Origin of the sequence: Halomonas sp. SpR1, assembly GCF_031010175.1 — a bacterium.
Lineage (GTDB): Bacteria > Pseudomonadota > Gammaproteobacteria > Pseudomonadales > Halomonadaceae > Vreelandella.
In genome coordinates this window covers 35131-54310 of record NZ_JAUAMB010000017.1, presented here as the reverse complement: position 1 = coordinate 54310, position 19180 = coordinate 35131, and the positions used below count along the sequence as shown (strand labels likewise).

Below are 19180 nucleotides of genomic sequence, written 5' to 3'. Positions count from 1 at the left end.
CATGAAATTAGCGGTGAATTATTACAGGTGCGAGCGCAAATGTCGAAAGCGCTATGCATCCCGAAAAAATTTTCCACTATGCTGCTTTGTTAGCAAGCGCAGACAATAGCCCTTCAATATCTGCAGTCGATGACACTACCTGCGATGGACGATTAGGGTGGCGTAGCGAAAACTCTTTTAGCGTTTTCGCAGGCAAAGCTTTTTCCAGCGTCGAAACGCTTGCACGCCAGACCAAATGCCTTTTGGTTGAGTGGGTATCCATTTCAACAACCCCCCAACCCACCACACCATAACCTTTCACATAACATAGTACTCGATCACCTTGCCGATAATGGCTAGTCGATTCAAAGGCACTCAGTGCTAATTTAGACGTGCTGAGGGGCCAGTGATTTTGAGCCCATGCTTTTGAAACACTTTGCCAGAAGTATCGGCTGGTATCCGCTACGTTAGGCTGCCGACGAGGATCAGGCAAGGCGCTCGTCAGAAGTAATTGATAATGTTCACGAGCAACATAGTGATGTGCCAATCGTTGGTGAAGCTCTGCAATGTGCGCATCTACAAGGCTTAGATTAACCAGCTGTTTACGCGCTTTCGCACTTAATCCCCACGTGGGGTAGCGACGCCCTTCAATAACGATGCTTTTCGGTAATTTCGCCATCACTTCCCAATCTCGTCGCCTGAAACCAACGCGGCATTGTACTCAATTCAACCAGCACGGTAAAAATATTCGTTCTATACCTTTGACGTCGCTCAATAGGATACATTCAATCGCAGTATTTCTAGCCCAGCAGGTATGTCTCGATATCTTCCGGCACGCCAATAAGTGCCTGCTCGTAATGCTGCTGTACGTATGAATCAACATTCGATTGGGTCGTTTTGATGTATTCATCAGAATTAGTAAATGCCAGCACCAAATCCCCCTCCCCCAATGCCTTTTGTTGTAGTTGAGCCTGCCAATAAGCTGCTCCCTCAGCATCTGGGGTACGCGCTAAAACCTGTTCATAAAGGGAGTCGATTAGCGCCTCTGATGTTGGCTCTGCCTTATCATCCAAAAATTCATTGCTTGTAAAAAAGTCTGCAGCAGTAGAGACAAGGGATTTGCCACCCGCTAGCGCTTCAAGCCAATAGTCAAAGCCTTGCTCATCAGGTTCTCTCCCCAGCACACCAGTGTATAAGCGTACTAACGCAGCAGCGATTTCCTCCTCTGCTAGTGTAGGTCGAATTTCAAACCCAAGCGCTTCTGTGTCTAACGCCTGTAAATCAACACCCCACAACAATAGTTTCGCCCCCTGAACTAGCGAGTAGCTACTGGACACATATTCTTCCGAGTTGGTAAACGCTAATGCCATATCTGCTAGCTCTACCTGACCACCTTCAAACTGCTTGAGCCAGTAAGCCTGGCCCGCAGTATCCGGGCTACGGCCAAGAACACTGCTATAAAGCGCTTCAATACGCCCATTGTTGCCGCCGCCAAGCTGGTCAGCCAAATGGGTAAACTCATCAGACACGATAAAGCTATCAGCCAACGTGCGTAGGCTGCTCCCCGCGTTAAATTGTGAAACCCAATACTCAACCCCCGCTTTATCCGGCTCTCGCCCTAGCATGCCCGTATACAGCCGCAGTACTGGATCAATAGTGCTTTCTAAGCTTGGATAGCGGAGTAACTCATCTCGACTTTGCAGTGCTTTATCAAGTGTATCAGGCCACTCCCACCCCGCTGCGGCTAGCAATGTTTCAAATTTCTCCACATACGTTGCTCTATCCTCAGCATCCAGACTTGGCAAAGGAGAAATCAAGTCGTCATTACCCTGAATCCACTGATTGAGGGTTACCAAGTGAGCATTGACGTCAACTGCCCATTCATCGGTTGAAACGGCTCCTACTACCACTGGGCCGTCACTTGATGCATACCATACTGGCCCACCGCTATTGCCTGGATTAATTTCAAAGTTATTGAGGTCTAACAAGTCATAACCAGGTATACGTGTTGTGACACCACTGTCTTCCATTAATCTTGGGCCAGTGTTGTCACGGTAAACGCCAGGATAACCGGTTACGTGATAGCTTTCTCCCGAGCTATAATCGCCCAATGAAAACCAGCCAATATCATCCCCAACAGCATCACTTAATGATACTAAGGCAACGTCATACTCGCTTTCGGACTGAAATAGAAAACCGGGACGTTCAGTATTTAACTCAAAGTAATTAAGCTCAGGTGCCTCAAAAGTTCCATAAGGTAGCGATCCACCATCGCGGCCAAACTCGACTTGCACATCGGTAGCCGCACCCAATATGGGATCGTAGAGCACATGAGCGGCCGTCAGTACATCGTTGCGACCGACCAGCGCACCCGAACCAGAGACTCTCGTTCCATCCATGAAAGTGGCTTCTATATAAGCCACGGCCGAGTAAGGAAAGGTATTACTATCAATACCAATGAAGCGGGTCATAGCGCCACCTGCTGTAGGCACTGATTTTTATCATCCGTGGTAAGGAAGGTGACCCCCTTCTGCTGAGAAGTCTCAGAAAGCTCGCTGGTATTGCAAGGGGTTCCGTTGATGGTCAGGACTTGTGACTGAACGGCCATGGTTAATTCCTTGTGCTGGATGCATCAACTATCAAAATCGAAAGTGAAGTCGTCATCACCTTCGTTAAAGAGCTCATCTAGCGACATGGGTTGATCCGCGACATCTGGTGTGCGGATCATTTGCGCTAGCAGGCCATCGCGAAGGTTGTTGAGCGACAGCAGGTGCGCGTACACCAACGCCAGTGCACCGCTGGTGCGCAACTTAGCTAACGTATCTGCATCTAGTTCGGCCAAGGCTTTTTCATCCACTAAACGAATTCCGGCTAGCCGCTTACCGCCCTTATCTTCCTCGCCCACATGTATTTGCCGCTCAGCCAGTAGACCTGCCGCTTCTAACTCACCCACCAAGCCTAATGTCCGGTGATTTTCCCGCTCCAGGTTGGTGAGCACCTTCTGGATTTGCTGAAGCGTTTCTGTGGCCTGCCCTTGGTCATCAAACAGAGCCAAGCCATCGGGGCGTTCCAGATGGCTCGCCTCGGCATCAAACTGAATAATATACTGTTGCTCGCTACCTAAGCCTTTTTTACCCGCCGCCTCTGTGCTTGGCACAGCCGCCAGCATAAAGGGGTAGCGGCGTATGTGGGCAGGTATATAGCGACCTATCCAATGGCCGGTGCCCTCCTTTACATGCATATTTTGCCCCTGGTTGACGCCTACCAGCGCCTGGGGCAAACCGCCATTCAGTGGGAAGACGATAGGCATTTCGCGGGCGATACGCGCTGTTTCCGCCGCAACCAGGGGTATCAGCATTTGCTCCCTAGCAAAATCATAAGGCTGGCGGGGATTAAAACGCAACTGCTGGTGTTCACGGGGCTGTAGTGGGGTTAACTGGCGAAACATGGTCTCTCCTTGAGAAATATTTGCTATTGGCGGCATTAAACCAGCCACCAAATAAAAAGGCCACCCCGGAGGGTGGCCTTAGTACGACTACAGTGCAGTCAATAAGTTGCCAATGGCAGCTTACGCGATACCTGCAAAGTTTTCGTTGACGAGGTCAGTAGAGGTAACACCGTTCAACAGAATGGTGAAGTCCAGACCTTCATTAGAGGTTACAACGGTGTCGCCAGCTGCAAAGTCAGCGGCTGCATAACCTTGGTCGATGTAAGCTTGCTGAGCATCGCCATCCAGTGCGGTGAAGAAATCGTTAGCGTCTGCAACAACGATGTCTGCTGCGCTATCAACACCCAGATCACGAAGGTCGATGATTGACTGGTTAGTCAAATCAACGCCACCCTGACCAAACACTTGGAAGTTGTCGATCTGCCAAACAACACCTGCTTCATCAGCGTCGGCATTGAAGTCGAAGCTAGAGATGAATTCAGAGGTTGTACCGTCACCACCAACGTTGAAGCTAAAGTTGTATTCGTTAGCAACAACAGTACCGTTGGTTCCAGTCACTTCGGCCCACTGTGCGTTAAGCAGGTTACCTTCGAAGCCTGACAGGTCAACAGTGCTCAAGGCAGTGTCAAGATCGCCAATGTTCAGCGTAGTAGTAACATCACCATTCGCATCTACACCGCCGCCAACAATTTCCAGCGTGCGAGCGTAAGTGGTACCTGCGTTGGTGCCATCTGCAGTTTCCAGATCCAGAGCAAAGTCGTAATCAGTATCTGCAGCGAGACCCAGTGTAACTGTACGGTAGTCTTGAACAGACAGTTCGCTGGTGTAATCGCCTGCGAAGTTAACCGTAATTTCGTTGCTGCCATCACGGTCGCCAGCGATCAGCGTCAGGTTTGCATCAGCGCCATTCGCTGCAACGTTTACAACTTCAGAGCCAGAGAGGTTGATCAGCTCAGCTGCACCGCTTAGGGCTGCAATGCTGTACTGCTCAACACCGGAGACCGCAGCAGCGTTGAATTCACCAGCGAAGCCAGTAAACGCGCCGTTGAACTGATTATTAGCAGCCAGACCCAACTGAATGGTTTCAAAGCCAGTGACAGTTGCCTGTGCATCACCACCGTAAACAGCCAGGGTGTCAGTAGCGGCAGCAGTACCGGTCAGCACGTCAGTTGCGCCAGTCAGCAGACCGCCGTTGATAGCCAGATCCAGGTCACCGCCCAGGTCAGAACCGTCAACAACAGAAGCGCCAGACGCCATGCTTGCAATGTGCAGGTCAAGGTTCTGGGTACCGTCTAGGTCAACTGCGTTAACACCAGCCAGTGCCGCACTTTGAACCAAGTTCTCAGTGTTACGACGACCGCCAGAGGTCAGATCCAGCTCACGAACTGCACTGGTACCACCGGCTTCGGTGCTGACGTTAAGTGCTGCAACAGTCAACTCACCATCCAAACGGGCGGTGTTGTCGAGCTGCACTTCCAGGTTGCTCTGGCTGGGAACCGGACGGGTGTTGATTACGTCTACAACGCCAATGAACTGGTCATTGTTGTTGTTGAGCGAACCCAACGTCTGATTTTTACCAGTGATGGTCAGGTCAGTGTCGATACGCGCTTCAACAATATCGGTATCAGCAGCAGAACCCGGAACCAGATCGCCATTAGCGTCAAGCTGCGCGTCAGTTGCAATAACGATTTCCTTGCCATCGATAGCTGTCATGTTGCCGCTAACAATGTTCTGACGAGTATTGTTGTCATCAGCTACTACTAAGCGATCAACGTTGACAAACTCACCAAACGCCGTCTGTGCAGTTGAATACTCGACTTGACCAGCTGCAGTTGTGAAGTTGCCGTCTTCGTCAGCAGTCGCGCCAGTGGTAGTACTAACTTCAACGGTGTTCTCTTCACCACCTTCGAGATCAATGGTAGTAGAGTTCTTAACAGCAAGATCAGTCAGGTTGACGCGATCACTGCTATCACCACCAACGATTTCTAGTGCGAAATCAGGGTCAGAGGCTACTTCGTTGTCAACGGTCAGGCTCAGGTTGTTGCCTGCATCACCCAGCAAGTAGCTGAACTGAACAGTCTCATCTGCACCGGCTAGGTACTTGTCAAATACGTCGATTGACAGTTCAGCAGCCAGTTTGATTTCAGCGCTGTAGCCAGTGGCGTTGAATACACGAACGTCACGAAGACCGCTGTCGCCTTGTCCATCTTCATCAACGTCCACAGACAGACGATCATCGATAGTAGTGGAAACACCTTTCTCGTCAACAGTACGTGCGCCAACCTGGAAAGTACCCTGCGCGCCTTCTGCAACGTGGGTCAGGTTAACTTCTTCCAGCTGCTGTTCAGCAGAGAAAGAGTCTTGTACTGAATTAGGGTTGTTTTCAGAACGCAGGCTCTTGATGTGGCTATCACGATCAACCAGAACATCCATTACTTCGATGCCACGGTCGCCGGACATAGCGGCGATATTTACGTCGCCACCGCGAGAACCGTTACCCGCACCGTCAAGTACCAGCGTGGTTTGGGTCGGGCCTTCCTGCTCTAAACGACCCACTTCAACGCGGTTACGTACGTCGATGTCAGCCGTCGCACCGAAAATCAGCGCTTCGCCTTCAACGATTTCGAACGGACGACCTTGCTCATCGTCAATCACGAACTGGCCGTTACCAGTGTGAGAAACGCTCAGACCTTCAAGACTCTGTGCTTCGATTTCAGCAGCGATAGCAGCTTCAAGCTCAGCCCAGGTATTAGCAGCAGAGATTTGGTCATTTGCCAGAGTGACGTCTTCACCACCAACAGTGAAGTTAACTTCACGAACGGTGATGTTTTGCAGTTCGTTGGCGGCCAGCACTTGGTCACCATCGATTTCCTGAATAACAATGCTCAGCTCGGAATCAGAGCTGACATCACCTTCCAGGAACAGCGGGTTGAAGTAAGCTTCATAGCCAACTTCCGGATCGGTTTCACGCATACCGAAGGTGGTTTCGTCAGTAGCGGTACGGATATCTTCGATGCGGATATCGGCACGGCTGTTATCCGTCCACCACTGTTCAACACCAGCCATTTTCTCAGCGTCTACAGTAGCGCCAAAGGTAGTGTTGGAAGCGCCAAAGGTAGTGTTGGAAGCGCCATTGTCTACGCGAGTAGTTTGACCGCGCAGGTAAACTTCCTGAATATTAGTGGTTTCAGCAGAAATCGCTGGAGCCCAGTTATCAGAAATAGCGCCAGAGGCGATCAGGTCAGCGCGCAGTACGTTGGTGCTATCGGCACCGCCGTCAAGCACGTCACCAGTTTCAAAGGTGTTAGCCAGTGCGCCAGAACCAGTTTCGTTTTGCGTAACCGGTGCTTCGAAAGTGGTGTCTGAACCGTCAGCGCCTTGTAGGTTGTCTGCTTGTTGAGTCAGGCGAACAGTTTCGTCAGTGCCCGGCTCAGGAGGAAGCGGGTCAACGTTGCCCAGGTCTTCTTCAACTTGCGCGTCAAATGCTGCACGGTCTTCGTCTGAAGCCGCAGCAATGAACAGCTGCTGCAGTTGGCTGGCCGGTACGGAAGCGCCGTCACCGTTAACCCAGTACTCTAGGCCATCGGCGTCAGCCTCACGACCGAACATGTTTTGGTAAACAGCTTCTACCAGCTCCGCACGGGTGCGATCGCCGTATAGCTCTACGTATTCCGGCTGAGCGTCGTTCGCCAGGCTATCGCGCAGCTGAGCTTCGGAAACGTCTTGTTCCTTCCAGTAATTAATACCAGCTTGGTCAGCAGGACGACCCAGGTAGGCCGTATAAAGCTGCTGAATTTGAGTATCTGATAAAGCCATTGATGTAACTCCGTGTTTAAGTGTCGAATCGACATTAGCCGCGTCTGGCCGTGTGTGGCAAGCGCGGCCGTGAGCGAGGCCTCGCTCCAGAGGTCAGGCTGATGAAACCCATCAACACTGACACTCATCCCTTGCGTTTCGGTTTAGGCTTCGCGTAATTATTAGCGAACACTTAAGACCGTAACAAACATTTCGCTGCTACGTTGTACCCGTAGCTCCCAAGGTAAGTCAATAGATTGAGCTTAGTAAAAAAACATCATCGGGCGCAATGCAAGGTCTGGCAAGGCTCTGGGCTATATTCGCCAGCGCTTCCCATATCGCCTTTACGTGTACCCTAATAATGTGTTGGTTACTTTTCGCTCACCTCATTCTATTAACTTAGCATCATTTAAGCTTGCCATAGATAATGGCTGTTGCCAATAAAAAACAGCGTTTCCTATATTGCGCTATCCGCTTCAACGTTCTTAATTGGGCGTTGCTTCCAACATGGAGGCCAACGTTTGATCAAGAGAAAAGCGTTTTAAACCAGGTACCCACGCATTTAAGCGCCGAGTACAGGCCTTTAGCTCGGGTATTTCATTACTTCGAACAAAAGTAGGATTTACTTTCACCTCTAAAGAATGTTGCGCCAGCATTTCTAGCTTACGTATCAGCGTTTTTAGCGACACAGCCTCTCCGCTACCTACATTAACAATGCTGCCACTTACCGCCGAAGCTGGCCATTGGCTTAATAACCGATGATAAACAGTGACTATGTCGCGTACGTCGCTAAAATCACGACTTACGTGAACATTGCCCAACTCAATCACGCTTGCTCGGTGCCTAATATGTTGCACAATTTTAGGCACTAAGAAATGTACCGCTTGCCCCGACCCAGTATAGTTAAACGGTCTAGCAATAATAATTGGCAGGCGTGTAGCGTAGGTACGGGCGATGTTTTCCATTGCCAATTTGGAATTGGCATAGTGGTTAACAGGCGCAGGGGGTACGTTTTCACTAATCACTGCTTGGCCATTTGCCCCGTATACGTTGGCGCTGCTGGCTAGCAGTGTCTTTGGCGGCTCTGCCAGACTGCTTAAGGCTTGCAGTAGCGCTTCAGTTCCAAGTACATTCACGCGGTAAAAATCAAGCGGTGTGGGATGCCCCACAAATGAAAGGGCCGCTAAGTGATAAACCTGTTGCGGCGCTGTGCTGTTTACCAGTGCAGTTAAAGACTCTTGGTCGTTCAGATCAATTGAGTGAGTCTCATCAGCTCCACAAGGCTGGCTGGCCAGGGCCACTACGCGGTGACCCTGATGCTTTAAGTGAGCAATAAGGTGGCGACCAGTAAAGCCGCTACCGCCGGTTACCAGACAGGTTGACATGGTGACTCCTTGGCAATTTTATCTTCGGCAGTGTTAGTGAGCCGACATAACGCTGAACGCTTTGGTTATTTTAGGCAATTTATGCACCAGTGCCATTTTTTACTCGCTCCAGATCCGCCTCTACCATCATCTTGCACAGCCTTTCTAGACTGGTTTTCGGCTGCCAGCCTAGCTCGCTGATAGCTTTGGCAGGATTGCCAATGAGCAGTTCTACTTCTGCCGGTCGGTAAAACTGTGGGTCAATCACCACCACAACATTGCCAGTCGCGGCATCAGTGGCAGTTTCTTGTTCGGCTTTACCTTCCCAGCGCAGATCAATATCTGCTGCTTTAAAGGCCAGTGTAACAAAGTCGCGCACGGTTTCAGTTCGATTAGTGGCAAGCACATAGGTTTCTGGGGTGTCAGCTTGTAGCATGCGCCACATCCCTTCTACGTACTCTTTGGCGTAACCCCAGTCGCGCTTGGCATCCAGATTACCCAGCGCTAGGTGCGTTTGCTTACCAAGCTTAATGCGCGCTACGCCATCGGTAATTTTACGGGTCACAAACTCTCGGCCGCGTAGGGGAGATTCATGATTAAACAGGATGCCGCTGGTGGCAAAAATATCGTAAGACTCACGATAATTGATAGTCATCCAGTGGGCATAGAGTTTTGCTACACCATAGGGGCTACGAGGATAAAAGGAGGTGGCTTCGGTTTGGGGTACCTGTTGTACCTTGCCAAACATTTCCGAGGTCGATGCTTGGTAGAAGCGAATAGTGCTATCCACAATACGGATTGCTTCCAGCAGATTCACCACTCCTAACCCCGTTATTTCCGCCGTCGTAATAGGCTGGTCAAACGAGACCCCTACGAAACTTTGGGCGGCAAGGTTATAAATCTCCCGCGGTTTGCACTGCTGTACCAAGCGAATGCTTGCGGATAAATCGGTAAGATCATACTCCACAAGATGTAATTTGGGGTGTTTTTCTATGCCCAATTCTTCGATGCGCCAAAAATTGACCGAGCTGGTACGGCGGTAGGTGCCGTACACGGTATAGCCTTTTTCAAGCAGTAACTCAGCAAGGTAAGCGCCGTCCTGGCCTGTAATGCCGGTAACAATCGCAGCTGTATTCTCCATGCGTTGACCTTAGTCTCAAGAGAGTGGTAATGGGTTTATTCACTGGGCCGCTTTGGTGGCCAAAGATGCTGAAGCTAGGCGAATAATAGCATAGTCGTTACGCTCAATAACGCTTAAGGCTTCGACTTCTTTTAGCGCTGTGACACGCGACTTCAGGTATGGCTTCAACGTAGTCTCGGCAGGCCAAATGTGGGCCGCCCAGAGCATGTCGTGATAGGGCACGACAAGCGTATCAATTTGGGGGTGGCGAAGCATGGCGGTTAGCGCCCGACCAGGCGCCTCTGGCCACTCATACATCGCCAGTTCGCGCAGCGGCTGGGGCCAGTGGCGCCTGGCTAAAGCAAGATTTTTATCACCGCCAATATTGTAGGCATAGATACCGAGCTGTGGCGCGATAAAGTTAATAAGAAAATCATTCCGGTAAGGAATAAAAAACACCTGCTCACCTGGGCTTAGGTCGCGCGCTAAAGTCGGCACCAGTGTTTGGCGAATATCGGCAATGGCAGCGCGGTATTGGCGTGTCTGCTCCCACCGGGTGGCGTTTGGCAAATGACTAATAATCAACACCCCAGCGAGCCCGACAAGCCAGTAGTAGCGGCGCTTTTGATGGCGCGCTAGTAGCGGCAGCATCAGTGCCCACGCACCTAACGCCCCTAGAGCTGCCCAACGGTAGGCGGCGCGCATATTGTTAAAACCAGGCAAGTGGCTGGAAATAAGCGCACTCCCGGTAGGCATTGTGGTGTGTACTGCCGCCATAACAGAGGGCTGCCCTTGCATAACGTCAGGCCGGGTGTCGTTGACCTTGAGTGAGGGCCCGAGCGCCATGTAAAAGCCAAACAGCGCTATGGCACACCAGCCTAGCCATTGAGTTTGCATCCGTTGGGCAGCGTAGGCACCGAAGGCTGCAACAATGATTAGCGGCAGTAAAAAGGTGGTGTCCCATACCGATGCGTCACCGAAATGGTCTTCTGGCGTGCGAACTTGGCTCACCTTTAAGGCGTCCCACAGCCAATTAACCCCGGCGCTAGGCCGCAGTAAGTAGGTAAGATCCATTCCCCAACCGCGAAAAAACTCAAGCGGTGCAGCTTCAAAATGACTTTGACCGATGTAGCGACTAAATAGCAGATAAGCCAGCACAAACACTACACTGTGGATCGGTAACAGGCGTATGGCTTCAGAACACCAGTCAGCACGGCTATGGAATAGGTGGCTAAGGAGAAGAAACGATGCCCCACAGGCGAACATCATAAAAGTGTAGCCGTCCATGAACACGGAGATCGTGACCGTGATGAGGTAAAGAAGATAGCAACACCAGCGTGATGCTCGGGTTTGATGCTGAGCGCTGATAACGGAAAGCACAACGCCATGGTATGCGGGTAGCAAGGCGAACCCCAACGCCAACGTTGAGTACTGTGAGTGCCACCATACCATGGGCAGCGACAGCCAAACGCTTGCGGCCAACAAAGCCAGGCTCGGACTAACGCGATAGTAGCGTGCCACCCAGTAAGCGCCATAAAAAGCGACGCTGAGCCATGCAGCATACATAACGCTGAAGGCATCTTCCGGGGTAACTCCAAGCCGTAGAATGACCGCCGTCGGCCAGGCCCCAGCAAGCCCAAAAGCAATTGGCGCGGGTGCTGGCCCACCAAAGTGGCTGGCATAAACTGACCATAAGCCGTTTTGGGCCATGGATGCCGCAAAGCCGAGCATCCAGTTAGCTTGGCCAAGGGTAGGCACCGACACCCCTGGTAGTGCGCCATGCAGGGTTAATATTCCCATCAGCAATATGATAGCGAGTGGTAAGTGCGCGATACGAGCGGCAGGCCGAAGCGGCTGAGGCGTTGCTGAGTTCATGCTGCTGAGTTCATGTTGATAACTTAATGTTGTTAACTTCATGGCGCTGCATTTTTGCGTTGTTGCAAAACGGCAATACCGGCAATGCTGAAATAGATGATATCTCCGCCTAGAGTGACAAGCCTTGCCAGCACTACGGCAAGTAATAGGTTCTGTTCAGGCAGGTAGCTACCAAGGAGCGCTAACAGAACCACCTCCCTTACGCCCACGCCTGCGGGAGCGCCAGGGGTAATAAAACCAATCAACCAGGCGACAATAAAGCTGCTACCCGTGGCTACTATCAGCGTGAATGATAAGGTTTCTGATAGTATACTTTGCAATATGACAACAAATACACTGGCGGAGCTGAGCAGAAACAGCCAGTTCCAGAGAAGCGCCTGGGTTATTGCTCGGCTGAGGCAGCCTGCAACCCACCCCACTCCCCCTATTGCTGCTGCCCAGCAGAGTAGTGCCGTCCAAACAGTTAGTCCTGGCCACACCACCGGTATAATAAGAACAGCGAATACGCTGGCAGCAACCGCCTGAACAACAAGCTCAACCGCCATGACTTTGGCTAGCTGCCAGCCAGGCAGCCCAGCGGCAACAGCCAGTACCTGTCTTCCGGCAAGATGGGCGATGTTGCCGGGCACATATTTGGCTAACTGTGAAACCCCATAAGTAAGTACCGACCAACGCACGCTAACGTTGATCAGTTGGCGTCGCAGTAGCGTGTGCCAAGCAAGTGCCAGGAAGACATTGGCGGCGCCGATAACGCCGATCAGCGTGAATAGGCTAACGGTAAAGCCTGGTGTTAGCAGGTCAATGTCAATCTCGTGGCGATATTGATATAGCCGCTGGCCGACAAAATAGAGGCTGGCTACAGCGATTACGCCCCCCAACAGATGCAGTGCTCGCTTGAACCTGGCCGACTTGGCCCAGCCGAAACGCATCATGAGGTAGTGGTTTGGTCGACCGTGGACGTCTTGATCTGGTCTCGATTATGCTGGTTGAGCGTCACCGCCGCCGAGTAACCACCTTGCTGCGAGGTTTCATTGAGCTCTTGTTGGAGACTGCGGGCACGTAGCTCTTCCAACAACTTGCGGTTGGCACTGAGCAAGTCGGCCAGGAAGGCTACCAAAATGGTTTGGAATCCCATACCAACAAGCACTCCGGCGAGAATAACCGACTGAATGTGACCATCTCCACTCCCTGTGAAGTAAAACCACAGAAAGCGCAGCCCCAAAAGCGCTCCCATTCCAAAGATAGCTAGCCCAATAGTGCCGAAAAACCTAAATGGCCGGTAAATGACAAAAATGCGGACAATGGTCATTACAGAGCGCTGTATGTACGCAGGAATACTTTTGACCAGACGCGAGGGACGCAGGTCTTCGTTGACCCCAACGGGTATGGAAGCAATCCGCATGCCTTTTTGTCCAGCTTGGATGATGGTTTCCAACGTGTAAGTGTAATCACTAAAGACCACCAGACGTTGAGCAGCGGCACGTGAAATAGCGCGAAAACCGCTGGGGGCATCGGGTACATTGCTGGCACTGGCAATGCGCACCACCCAGCTGCCAAGCTTTTGGAGCATTTTTTTGATTGGTGAGAAGTGTTCAATGGTGGTGATGGGGCGTTCGCCCACCACCATATCCGCTCGGTTTTCTAAAATTTCCAAGGTAAGCGCTGGTATGCAGGAGGCGTCATATTGATTGTCGGCATCAGTATTGACGATAACGTCCGCACCACGGTGCAAGCAGGCATTGATTCCGGTGGTGAAAGCGCGCGCCAGCCCTTGGTTGTGGGCGTGCTGTACAATGTGATCAACACCATTTTCCTGAGCAACCTTAACCGTCTTATCAGCACTTCCGTCGTCAATAATCAGCCACTCGACTGAATCGAAGCCTGGCACCGTTCTGGGTAGCGCCTGTAGTGCCAGTGAGAGAGTATCGGCTTCGTTGTAACAGGGAATTTGAATAATAAGTTTCACGACGCCTCTCTGTGTACTGTACGTTGGCTGGCATGGAAAAATTCTAGGTCGATGAGCCCAGCCCGCATAAGTCGATGGTAGCGTTCACCTAACCTCGCCCATTGGCGGGCATCCAGCCAATCTTGGCGGGCCTGGTGATAGTCGTTACGCTCACTTTCCGGCGCCTTCAACACGCGGGCAATTCCTTCGGCTATGTCGTGACTATCGAACCCCTGCGCTTGCCACACGATGTCTTTTACTTCGTCAAAAATAGGCGCAGGCGTGGTAAGCGTATTGGGACACGCCGCCACCGCTGTGCGAACGGCCGCACTGCTTGACTCTTGGGTGTACTGATATGGCAGCACTACGACGCTGCATTCTGCTAGATAGCGCTGAGCCTCTTCCAGCGGCAGGAAGTCGGTGATCCACTCAATTTGGCTTTCTACCCCGAGACGCTGGGCAGTGCGCTGACAACGAGCCAGCTCTTCCTGGGAGCTGGATTCATCACGCACCGAGGTTACCAAGCGCAAAGTGGCCTCTTGAGGTAGATCCTGCTGTTTACGCAGAGCAGCGAACGCCTCAATTAACGTATTCACGCCTTTATGTGGCAGCAGGAAGCCGAAGCTGCCAATAATAGGCGCTTGGTTGCCTACAAGAGTCGGCACATATTGACAAGTATCAACCCCTTGGGGCAGTTGGGTAACATTGTCGGTTAGGCCGATGCGCTTTAGGTAGTTAAGGTCGTCCAATGTATGTACAAAAACTCGATCAAAAGCTGCAAGTGTTACCGTGGCCGTATGCCGGCGAGTGGTGTCGAAATCAACTACAGGGCGGGTTGTGTGCAAGGTGATATAGACCCGTTTACCCTGGCGACGACACTGCTCTACTTGTTGCTGCAGAGCACGATCTAGCTCATAAAATGCGAAGTGATGCTGCAGCCACACCACGTTACCAGACGTTTCAGATAACGTGGGGCTGTGGCCGCGCTGCCAGTTACGGCTTACCGCTAGCGAGCCTTCCTGTTCTCTTGAGGACGGCTGCTGGCCCTTATTAAATTGCGGGGCATTAATTGAGACACTCAATGCAGCGTCAATTGCTTGCAGTGCATCTACTACGTGAGCGCTGTATTGGGCAATACCGCAAGGCTCGCTCCAGGAAGTATAAAGGCTTAAGGACATAGGGGGCAGGCTGCTAGGCTGCCCCCAAGCCTGAAGGCGCGCTAGCGCCGCCAGCACAGACTCTACCGCAGCGGGCGAAAAAAAGCGTTTCTGAATAGCGTCATGTAGTTTGCTGACGGCACCGGTTGCGCCCTCCCCGCGTTGGCGTAATTGAAGCACCTGTTGCTGCACTTGCTGGGTAAGACTTGCCACACTGGGCTCGACCCATACGGCCTGCCCAGCGCTAAAATGTGATTGAGCGTGGTCGAAGCAGTAGTTAACCCACCCTGCATGCTGTTCCGGGATGAAATCAGTGTGGGCGCCGTAGCCGGTTACTACCAACGCTCGCGAGAATTCACCGGCTTCAATGGCAGGCATGTTTAGGCCTTCACCACGGGTCGGCAGTACGACGATATCTGCCATTTGATAGAGAGTCGCCATTTGTTCGGCATCATAATCTTCAATGATGATGTGCAAGCGCTCGCGGTATTTTGCACTAACATACTGCTCAACCCAGCCCTCTACCTGGTTATGGGGATTGGGAAATGTTTTTAGGGTAAGCGTTAGCGCTGGGTCGGCAGCAGCCAATTGCTCAAAGGCCTGCAGCAGCACATCTACGCCTTTGCGAGGAAAGGCTGACGATACATGGAGCAAATTTACGGATTGTTGCTGGCTGACTCTCAAAAGGTCGTTGGCACTGTTCGCTTGCGCGTACGAATTTTCCACCAGTGGCAGCGCGATCACGTGAATAGGCATCGCACAGCCGCTATCCATGAGGACTTTTTTTACAAACCAAGCCGTAACGATGACACCCGCATAATGCTCGTTTAGGGTGGCTATCATCTCTTCAGGTACCCAGGACTCTTCCCAAAAAAACAGCGCAATGGGGAGACCGTGGCTTGGCTCGGGCTCAATTAGCGGGTAATGATGATAAAGCGCTATGCGCTGCTGAGCGGCCACGGCTTGCCAATCAGCGGAGTCGGTCAGTGCATTTAGCTGAGCAACTTCTGCTGCTCCTCCAGGAGTGTTGCGTACGCTGGGCTCTGGGCTGCCCTCGTGGGGTGCCAGCCATAGCACGGGCGGCTGTTCACTGACCATCAAGCGAGTAAGCAGGTGGCGGTTAACCGCAGCCAAACTGTAGCTACCGTTAATGTGGCCTTCTAAGCGAATGCCTTTTGGCGCGACAACGCTCGCAGCTAGAGGCGCATCGCGCAGGGTGAGCGCCTCATTGCGGACGGTAGCGGTCACATCGGCATCTAGATTTTGGAAGTCTGCTTCGCGAAACTGCCCTGCCCGGCTAAACAAACCATCCCTTGCAGCCATACGTTTTAAAATGCGTACTTTTAGGGCAGGGAAACGGTTGAGCACTTTTAACGCCAGCCGCTTGAGCCAGGGAATTTGCGCCAAACGACAAAGCAGTTTGCCGCTAAACCCGGCGGTTTGGCGCTGATAATGCATAAGGCTGCGCAGAGGCTTTGTCACCCGCCAAGAGCGACTGTTATAAATACTGGAGACTTCTTGCTGCAACTGTTCAGTTTGCTGCAGGTAGTGCTGACGTTCTTGCAAAGCTACTTTAAGTTGATGATCGCATTGAGCTAGCTGCCCGGTTTGCTCTTCAATTTTGGCGGCCAAGGTTTCTAACGTGCCTTGCTGAGATTCGGTTAGCTTATCTAGGTAGTCGAACCAGGGGGCGCTGGCTTCATCGGCTTGCTTGTGCGCGATCAACGCGTAGTCCGGATAGGCTGATACCACCCAATCCAGGTAATAGCGCAGCGGTGCATTCTCTTCTGGTGGTTTAGGGCCATTGAGACGCAAAATATTGGCTTTAGCGTAGCCGCTGTCAGTAGCCACGAAGTGCAGCAGCGGCGGCGGTAGCGGGTGTAAATGGGTAGGGTCGAGGTAGAAGCTCCACAACCCAACGGTTAGGTTTTCGGGGTTAGGAGTCTCGAGAATGAGCACCCCACCTGGCACCAACGCTCGATGCACTTCTTGAATCAGCGTGACCAAGCTATCGAACGGGATATGCTCGGCAATGTGAAAGCCGGTAACCGCCGCAAGGGTGTTGGTTTTAGTTTGCTGTAAAGCCGTTAACGCGTCGTTCACTTCCACGTGCAGACCGCTTTCGTTACACGCCTTGGCCATGCTTTCGTTGGTATCGATACCTTTGGCGGGCCAGCCGTTTTCCTGCATTAGCTCCAGCCACTCGCCACGGCCTGAGCCTAAGTCAACCACCAGTGCTTCGGGGTAGCGGGCCATAATGGGAGCCAACAGGGGTACGTACACTGTTAGGCGATCTTTAATGGCGTCTTTTTCGCCGCGAAAGTGGTTGGTAAAACGGGTATAAAAATCCATTAAACTGACTCGTTAGATTCTGAACTTATCGCGGCTTGCCGCTCACACTCGATGGTGGGCATGATCCAACTGCTGCCCAAAAAGAAGTCTTTTTCCATGTTGACCATTTGGAACACCAGCGCGTGATCTACCCATTGATAGTTATGGGTTAAGTGAGTGTCGCTACTGTGCAGGGAAAGCGACACCGAATAACTACCGGGGCCAAGATTAGCGTTGAAGCGCATGCGATAGGTAAGCGTTTCGCCTGCGCTCAGCTGCTGTTCGACTTGATGAGTGTGCCAAGTATTGGTGCCAAACACATCCTGGCCGACTCGGTCTTTAAGCTTATAGCCTATCACCAGTTCTGGCAGGTCAGCGCAAACGGCGACGGTAATACGCAGTTCGACTTCTTGGCCTACATCGACAACATCCAGAGGATTGCCATTAGTAGCGTGCAGGCTTACCTGCGTAATACTGGCTTCACCTGAACCTGAACGGGTTTGAATTTGCCCACTGTCAAGTGGGGTTATTTCTACCTTGTCGTTCTCTTTTTTAGCAATAATGGCATTATAGTAGTCCATGATGTCTTGGGGCATCCCATCCTGCAGCACCCTGCCTTGCTCTAACAAGATAGCGCGGTCGCAGAGACTCTGGATGGCCGCCTTGTCATGGGAAACAATTAACAGCGAGGTACCTTGGCGCTGGAATTCGCGAATACGGTCAAAACTTTTGTGCTGGAAATAGGCATCGCCCACCGAGAGTGCTTCATCAACGATCAGTATTTCAGGGCGGAAGGCGGTGGCGACTGAAAAAGCAACGCGCATTTGCATGCCACTTGAGTAGACCCGCATAGACTGGTCGAAATACTCGCCTATTTCCGCAAAGGCTTCTATATCGTCCATGGCAGCATCAACTTGTGCGTGAGTGAACCCCATCAACCCAGCCGAGTGCAGTACATTTTGCCTACCGGTTAGCTCGCCATTAAAGCCCATGCCCAGCTCTAAAATAGCGGCTACGCGGCCATGAGTACGTATATACCCTTCTGAGGGACGCAGCGTACCGGTAATCATCTTAAGCAGCGTACTTTTCCCCGCGCCGTTTTGTCCCACAATGCCAACGGCTTCACCTTGAGCAACATCAAAATTGATATTGCGCAGTATCCAAGTCTCTTCCTGGGGCTGAACCGTGCTGAACCAGCTAACTACACGCATTAGCTCATTGCGGTATCGGCGATAAGCTTTGCCTAGCTCACGCACTTCCAATAACGGCTTTGGGGTTACCTTAGTGGTGTGGTTCATAGGGCATCCACCATTTCCGGGCTGGCTTTTCGAAATAGCAGTGCGCTGACAAACACTAACCCAGCGCCCAGTACCGTTAGCCCCACCAGGGCAATGAGTGAAGGTGCCTGACCATAGGCCAATACGTTGTGATAAGCACCCACCAAGTGAAAGAGAGGGTTAAAAGCCAAGACTGCCTGAAGTGAAGGAGGGACAATTTCCGCAGGATATACCACTGGGGTAAACCAAAATAGAAACTGCAGCACAATAGGCATCAACTGGCCAATATCGCGAATAAAGACGTTCAGAATGCCCAACATTAACCCCAACCCTAGCGCCAGCAGCACAGTAATGCCGGTAAGTACAGGCACCCATAGCAGAGTGCTGGGGGTAAAGTGCCCAAGCACGGCAAACACAACCAGAATCACCACAAATAAGGCAAGGTTATTGATCAAGCATGAGCCCGTAATGATCACCGGTAACGCGATTTTGGGAAACACGAGCTTCTTCATTAGGTTGGCATTTTCAATAAACACCCCTAAGCAGCGATTGAGTATTTCGCTAAATAGGCTCCAGCCGAGCATCCCCGCCGTTAGGTAAATAGCGTAGGCATATTGACTCTCGATACCAGGCAGTTTGGCAGACAGTACAGCGGAAAGAATTAGCGCGTAAATCAGCACCATTGAGAGCGGGTGGATTATCATCCAGGCACCGCCAATGCGGCTACGAGCAAAACGTGTCACTAGCTCGTGACGAATCGATGTGGCAATAAACTGGCGATAGCGCCATGCCCCTTTTAGGGATTCCAGCATTCCGTTACCTTTTTACGCCTCGTGAGCCGTTTTTGATTTAAGGACGATAGATTCAAAGGCCAATATGGTAAGCCAAG

13 protein-coding genes are annotated in these 19180 nt (G+C 51.7%); all 13 read right to left on the bottom strand.

The genetic code is table 11. The annotated features are described in order from the left end of the window. Window positions 1-76 precede the first annotated feature (76 nt). Complete coding sequence (locus QT231_RS13350; protein ID WP_308337351.1) at window positions 77-658, bottom strand: hypothetical protein; 582 nt, start codon at window positions 656-658, stop codon at window positions 77-79. Window positions 659-779: 121 nt separating this feature from the next. Then, entirely contained in the window at window positions 780-2450 is a 1671-nt protein-coding gene (locus tag QT231_RS13345; protein ID WP_308337350.1) for a DUF4214 domain-containing protein, read from the bottom strand. Beyond that, window positions 2447-2587, bottom strand: a complete 141-nt coding sequence (locus QT231_RS13340; protein WP_308337349.1) for a hypothetical protein — start codon at window positions 2585-2587, stop codon at window positions 2447-2449. The genes QT231_RS13345 and QT231_RS13340 overlap by 4 nt, the downstream gene beginning before the upstream one ends. A 24-nt stretch (window positions 2588-2611) precedes the next feature. Then, window positions 2612-3427 (bottom strand): SapC family protein, encoded by an 816-nt coding sequence (locus tag QT231_RS13335; RefSeq protein WP_308337348.1) that lies wholly within the window; start codon window positions 3425-3427, stop codon window positions 2612-2614. Window positions 3428-3547: 120 nt separating this feature from the next. Then, entirely contained in the window at window positions 3548-7243 is a 3696-nt protein-coding gene (locus QT231_RS13330; RefSeq protein WP_308337347.1) for a DUF4214 domain-containing protein, read from the bottom strand. A 464-nt stretch (window positions 7244-7707) separates the two neighbouring features. Continuing rightward, complete coding sequence (locus QT231_RS13325) at window positions 7708-8607, bottom strand: NAD-dependent epimerase/dehydratase family protein (protein WP_308337346.1); 900 nt, start codon at window positions 8605-8607, stop codon at window positions 7708-7710. 79 nt (window positions 8608-8686) lie between these two features. Further along, entirely contained in the window at window positions 8687-9727 is a 1041-nt protein-coding gene (gene gmd, locus QT231_RS13320; protein ID WP_308337345.1) for a GDP-mannose 4,6-dehydratase, read from the bottom strand. 39 nt (window positions 9728-9766) lie between these two features. Further along, window positions 9767-11581: a hypothetical protein gene (locus tag QT231_RS13315; protein WP_308337344.1), complete on the bottom strand. Its 1815-nt coding sequence runs from the start codon at window positions 11579-11581 to the stop codon at window positions 9767-9769. 38 nt (window positions 11582-11619) lie between these two features. Further along, a complete protein-coding gene (locus QT231_RS13310) occupies window positions 11620-12513 on the bottom strand; it encodes a hypothetical protein (RefSeq protein WP_308337343.1) in 894 nt (297 codons plus the stop codon). Further along, window positions 12510-13547: a glycosyltransferase family 2 protein gene (locus tag QT231_RS13305; protein WP_308337342.1), complete on the bottom strand. Its 1038-nt coding sequence runs from the start codon at window positions 13545-13547 to the stop codon at window positions 12510-12512. The genes QT231_RS13310 and QT231_RS13305 overlap by 4 nt, the downstream gene beginning before the upstream one ends. Then, window positions 13544-17035: a glycosyltransferase gene (locus tag QT231_RS13300; protein ID WP_308337341.1), complete on the bottom strand. Its 3492-nt coding sequence runs from the start codon at window positions 17033-17035 to the stop codon at window positions 13544-13546. The genes QT231_RS13305 and QT231_RS13300 overlap by 4 nt, the downstream gene beginning before the upstream one ends. Then, window positions 17035-18312 (bottom strand): ABC transporter ATP-binding protein, encoded by a 1278-nt coding sequence (locus tag QT231_RS13295; protein WP_308337340.1) that lies wholly within the window; start codon window positions 18310-18312, stop codon window positions 17035-17037. Before QT231_RS13295 ends, QT231_RS13300 begins: the two co-directional genes overlap by 1 nt. Next, window positions 18309-19103, bottom strand: coding sequence for an ABC transporter permease (locus QT231_RS13290; RefSeq protein WP_308337339.1), 795 nt, complete (start codon window positions 19101-19103; stop codon window positions 18309-18311). The genes QT231_RS13295 and QT231_RS13290 overlap by 4 nt, the downstream gene beginning before the upstream one ends. Window positions 19104-19180 lie beyond the last annotated feature (77 nt).

What these genes read in the sequence shown, in the direction of transcription:
- QT231_RS13350 (WP_308337351.1), bottom strand. Translation starts at nt 658, where the DNA reads ATGGCGAAATTACCGAAAAGCATCGTTATTGAAGGGCGTCGCTACCCC.
- QT231_RS13345 (WP_308337350.1), bottom strand. Translation starts at nt 2,450, where the DNA reads ATGACCCGCTTCATTGGTATTGATAGTAATACCTTTCCTTACTCGGCC.
- QT231_RS13340 (WP_308337349.1), bottom strand. Translation starts at nt 2,587, where the DNA reads ATGGCCGTTCAGTCACAAGTCCTGACCATCAACGGAACCCCTTGCAAT.
- QT231_RS13335 (WP_308337348.1), bottom strand. Translation starts at nt 3,427, where the DNA reads ATGTTTCGCCAGTTAACCCCACTACAGCCCCGTGAACACCAGCAGTTG.
- QT231_RS13330 (WP_308337347.1), bottom strand. Translation starts at nt 7,243, where the DNA reads ATGGCTTTATCAGATACTCAAATTCAGCAGCTTTATACGGCCTACCTG.
- QT231_RS13325 (WP_308337346.1), bottom strand. Translation starts at nt 8,607, where the DNA reads ATGTCAACCTGTCTGGTAACCGGCGGTAGCGGCTTTACTGGTCGCCAC.
- gmd (WP_308337345.1), bottom strand. Translation starts at nt 9,727, where the DNA reads ATGGAGAATACAGCTGCGATTGTTACCGGCATTACAGGCCAGGACGGC.
- QT231_RS13315 (WP_308337344.1), bottom strand. Translation starts at nt 11,581, where the DNA reads ATGAACTCAGCAACGCCTCAGCCGCTTCGGCCTGCCGCTCGTATCGCG.
- QT231_RS13310 (WP_308337343.1), bottom strand. Translation starts at nt 12,513, where the DNA reads ATGATGCGTTTCGGCTGGGCCAAGTCGGCCAGGTTCAAGCGAGCACTG.
- QT231_RS13300 (WP_308337341.1), bottom strand. Translation starts at nt 17,035, where the DNA reads ATGGATTTTTATACCCGTTTTACCAACCACTTTCGCGGCGAAAAAGAC.
- QT231_RS13295 (WP_308337340.1), bottom strand. Translation starts at nt 18,312, where the DNA reads ATGAACCACACCACTAAGGTAACCCCAAAGCCGTTATTGGAAGTGCGT.
- QT231_RS13290 (WP_308337339.1), bottom strand. Translation starts at nt 19,103, where the DNA reads ATGCTGGAATCCCTAAAAGGGGCATGGCGCTATCGCCAGTTTATTGCC.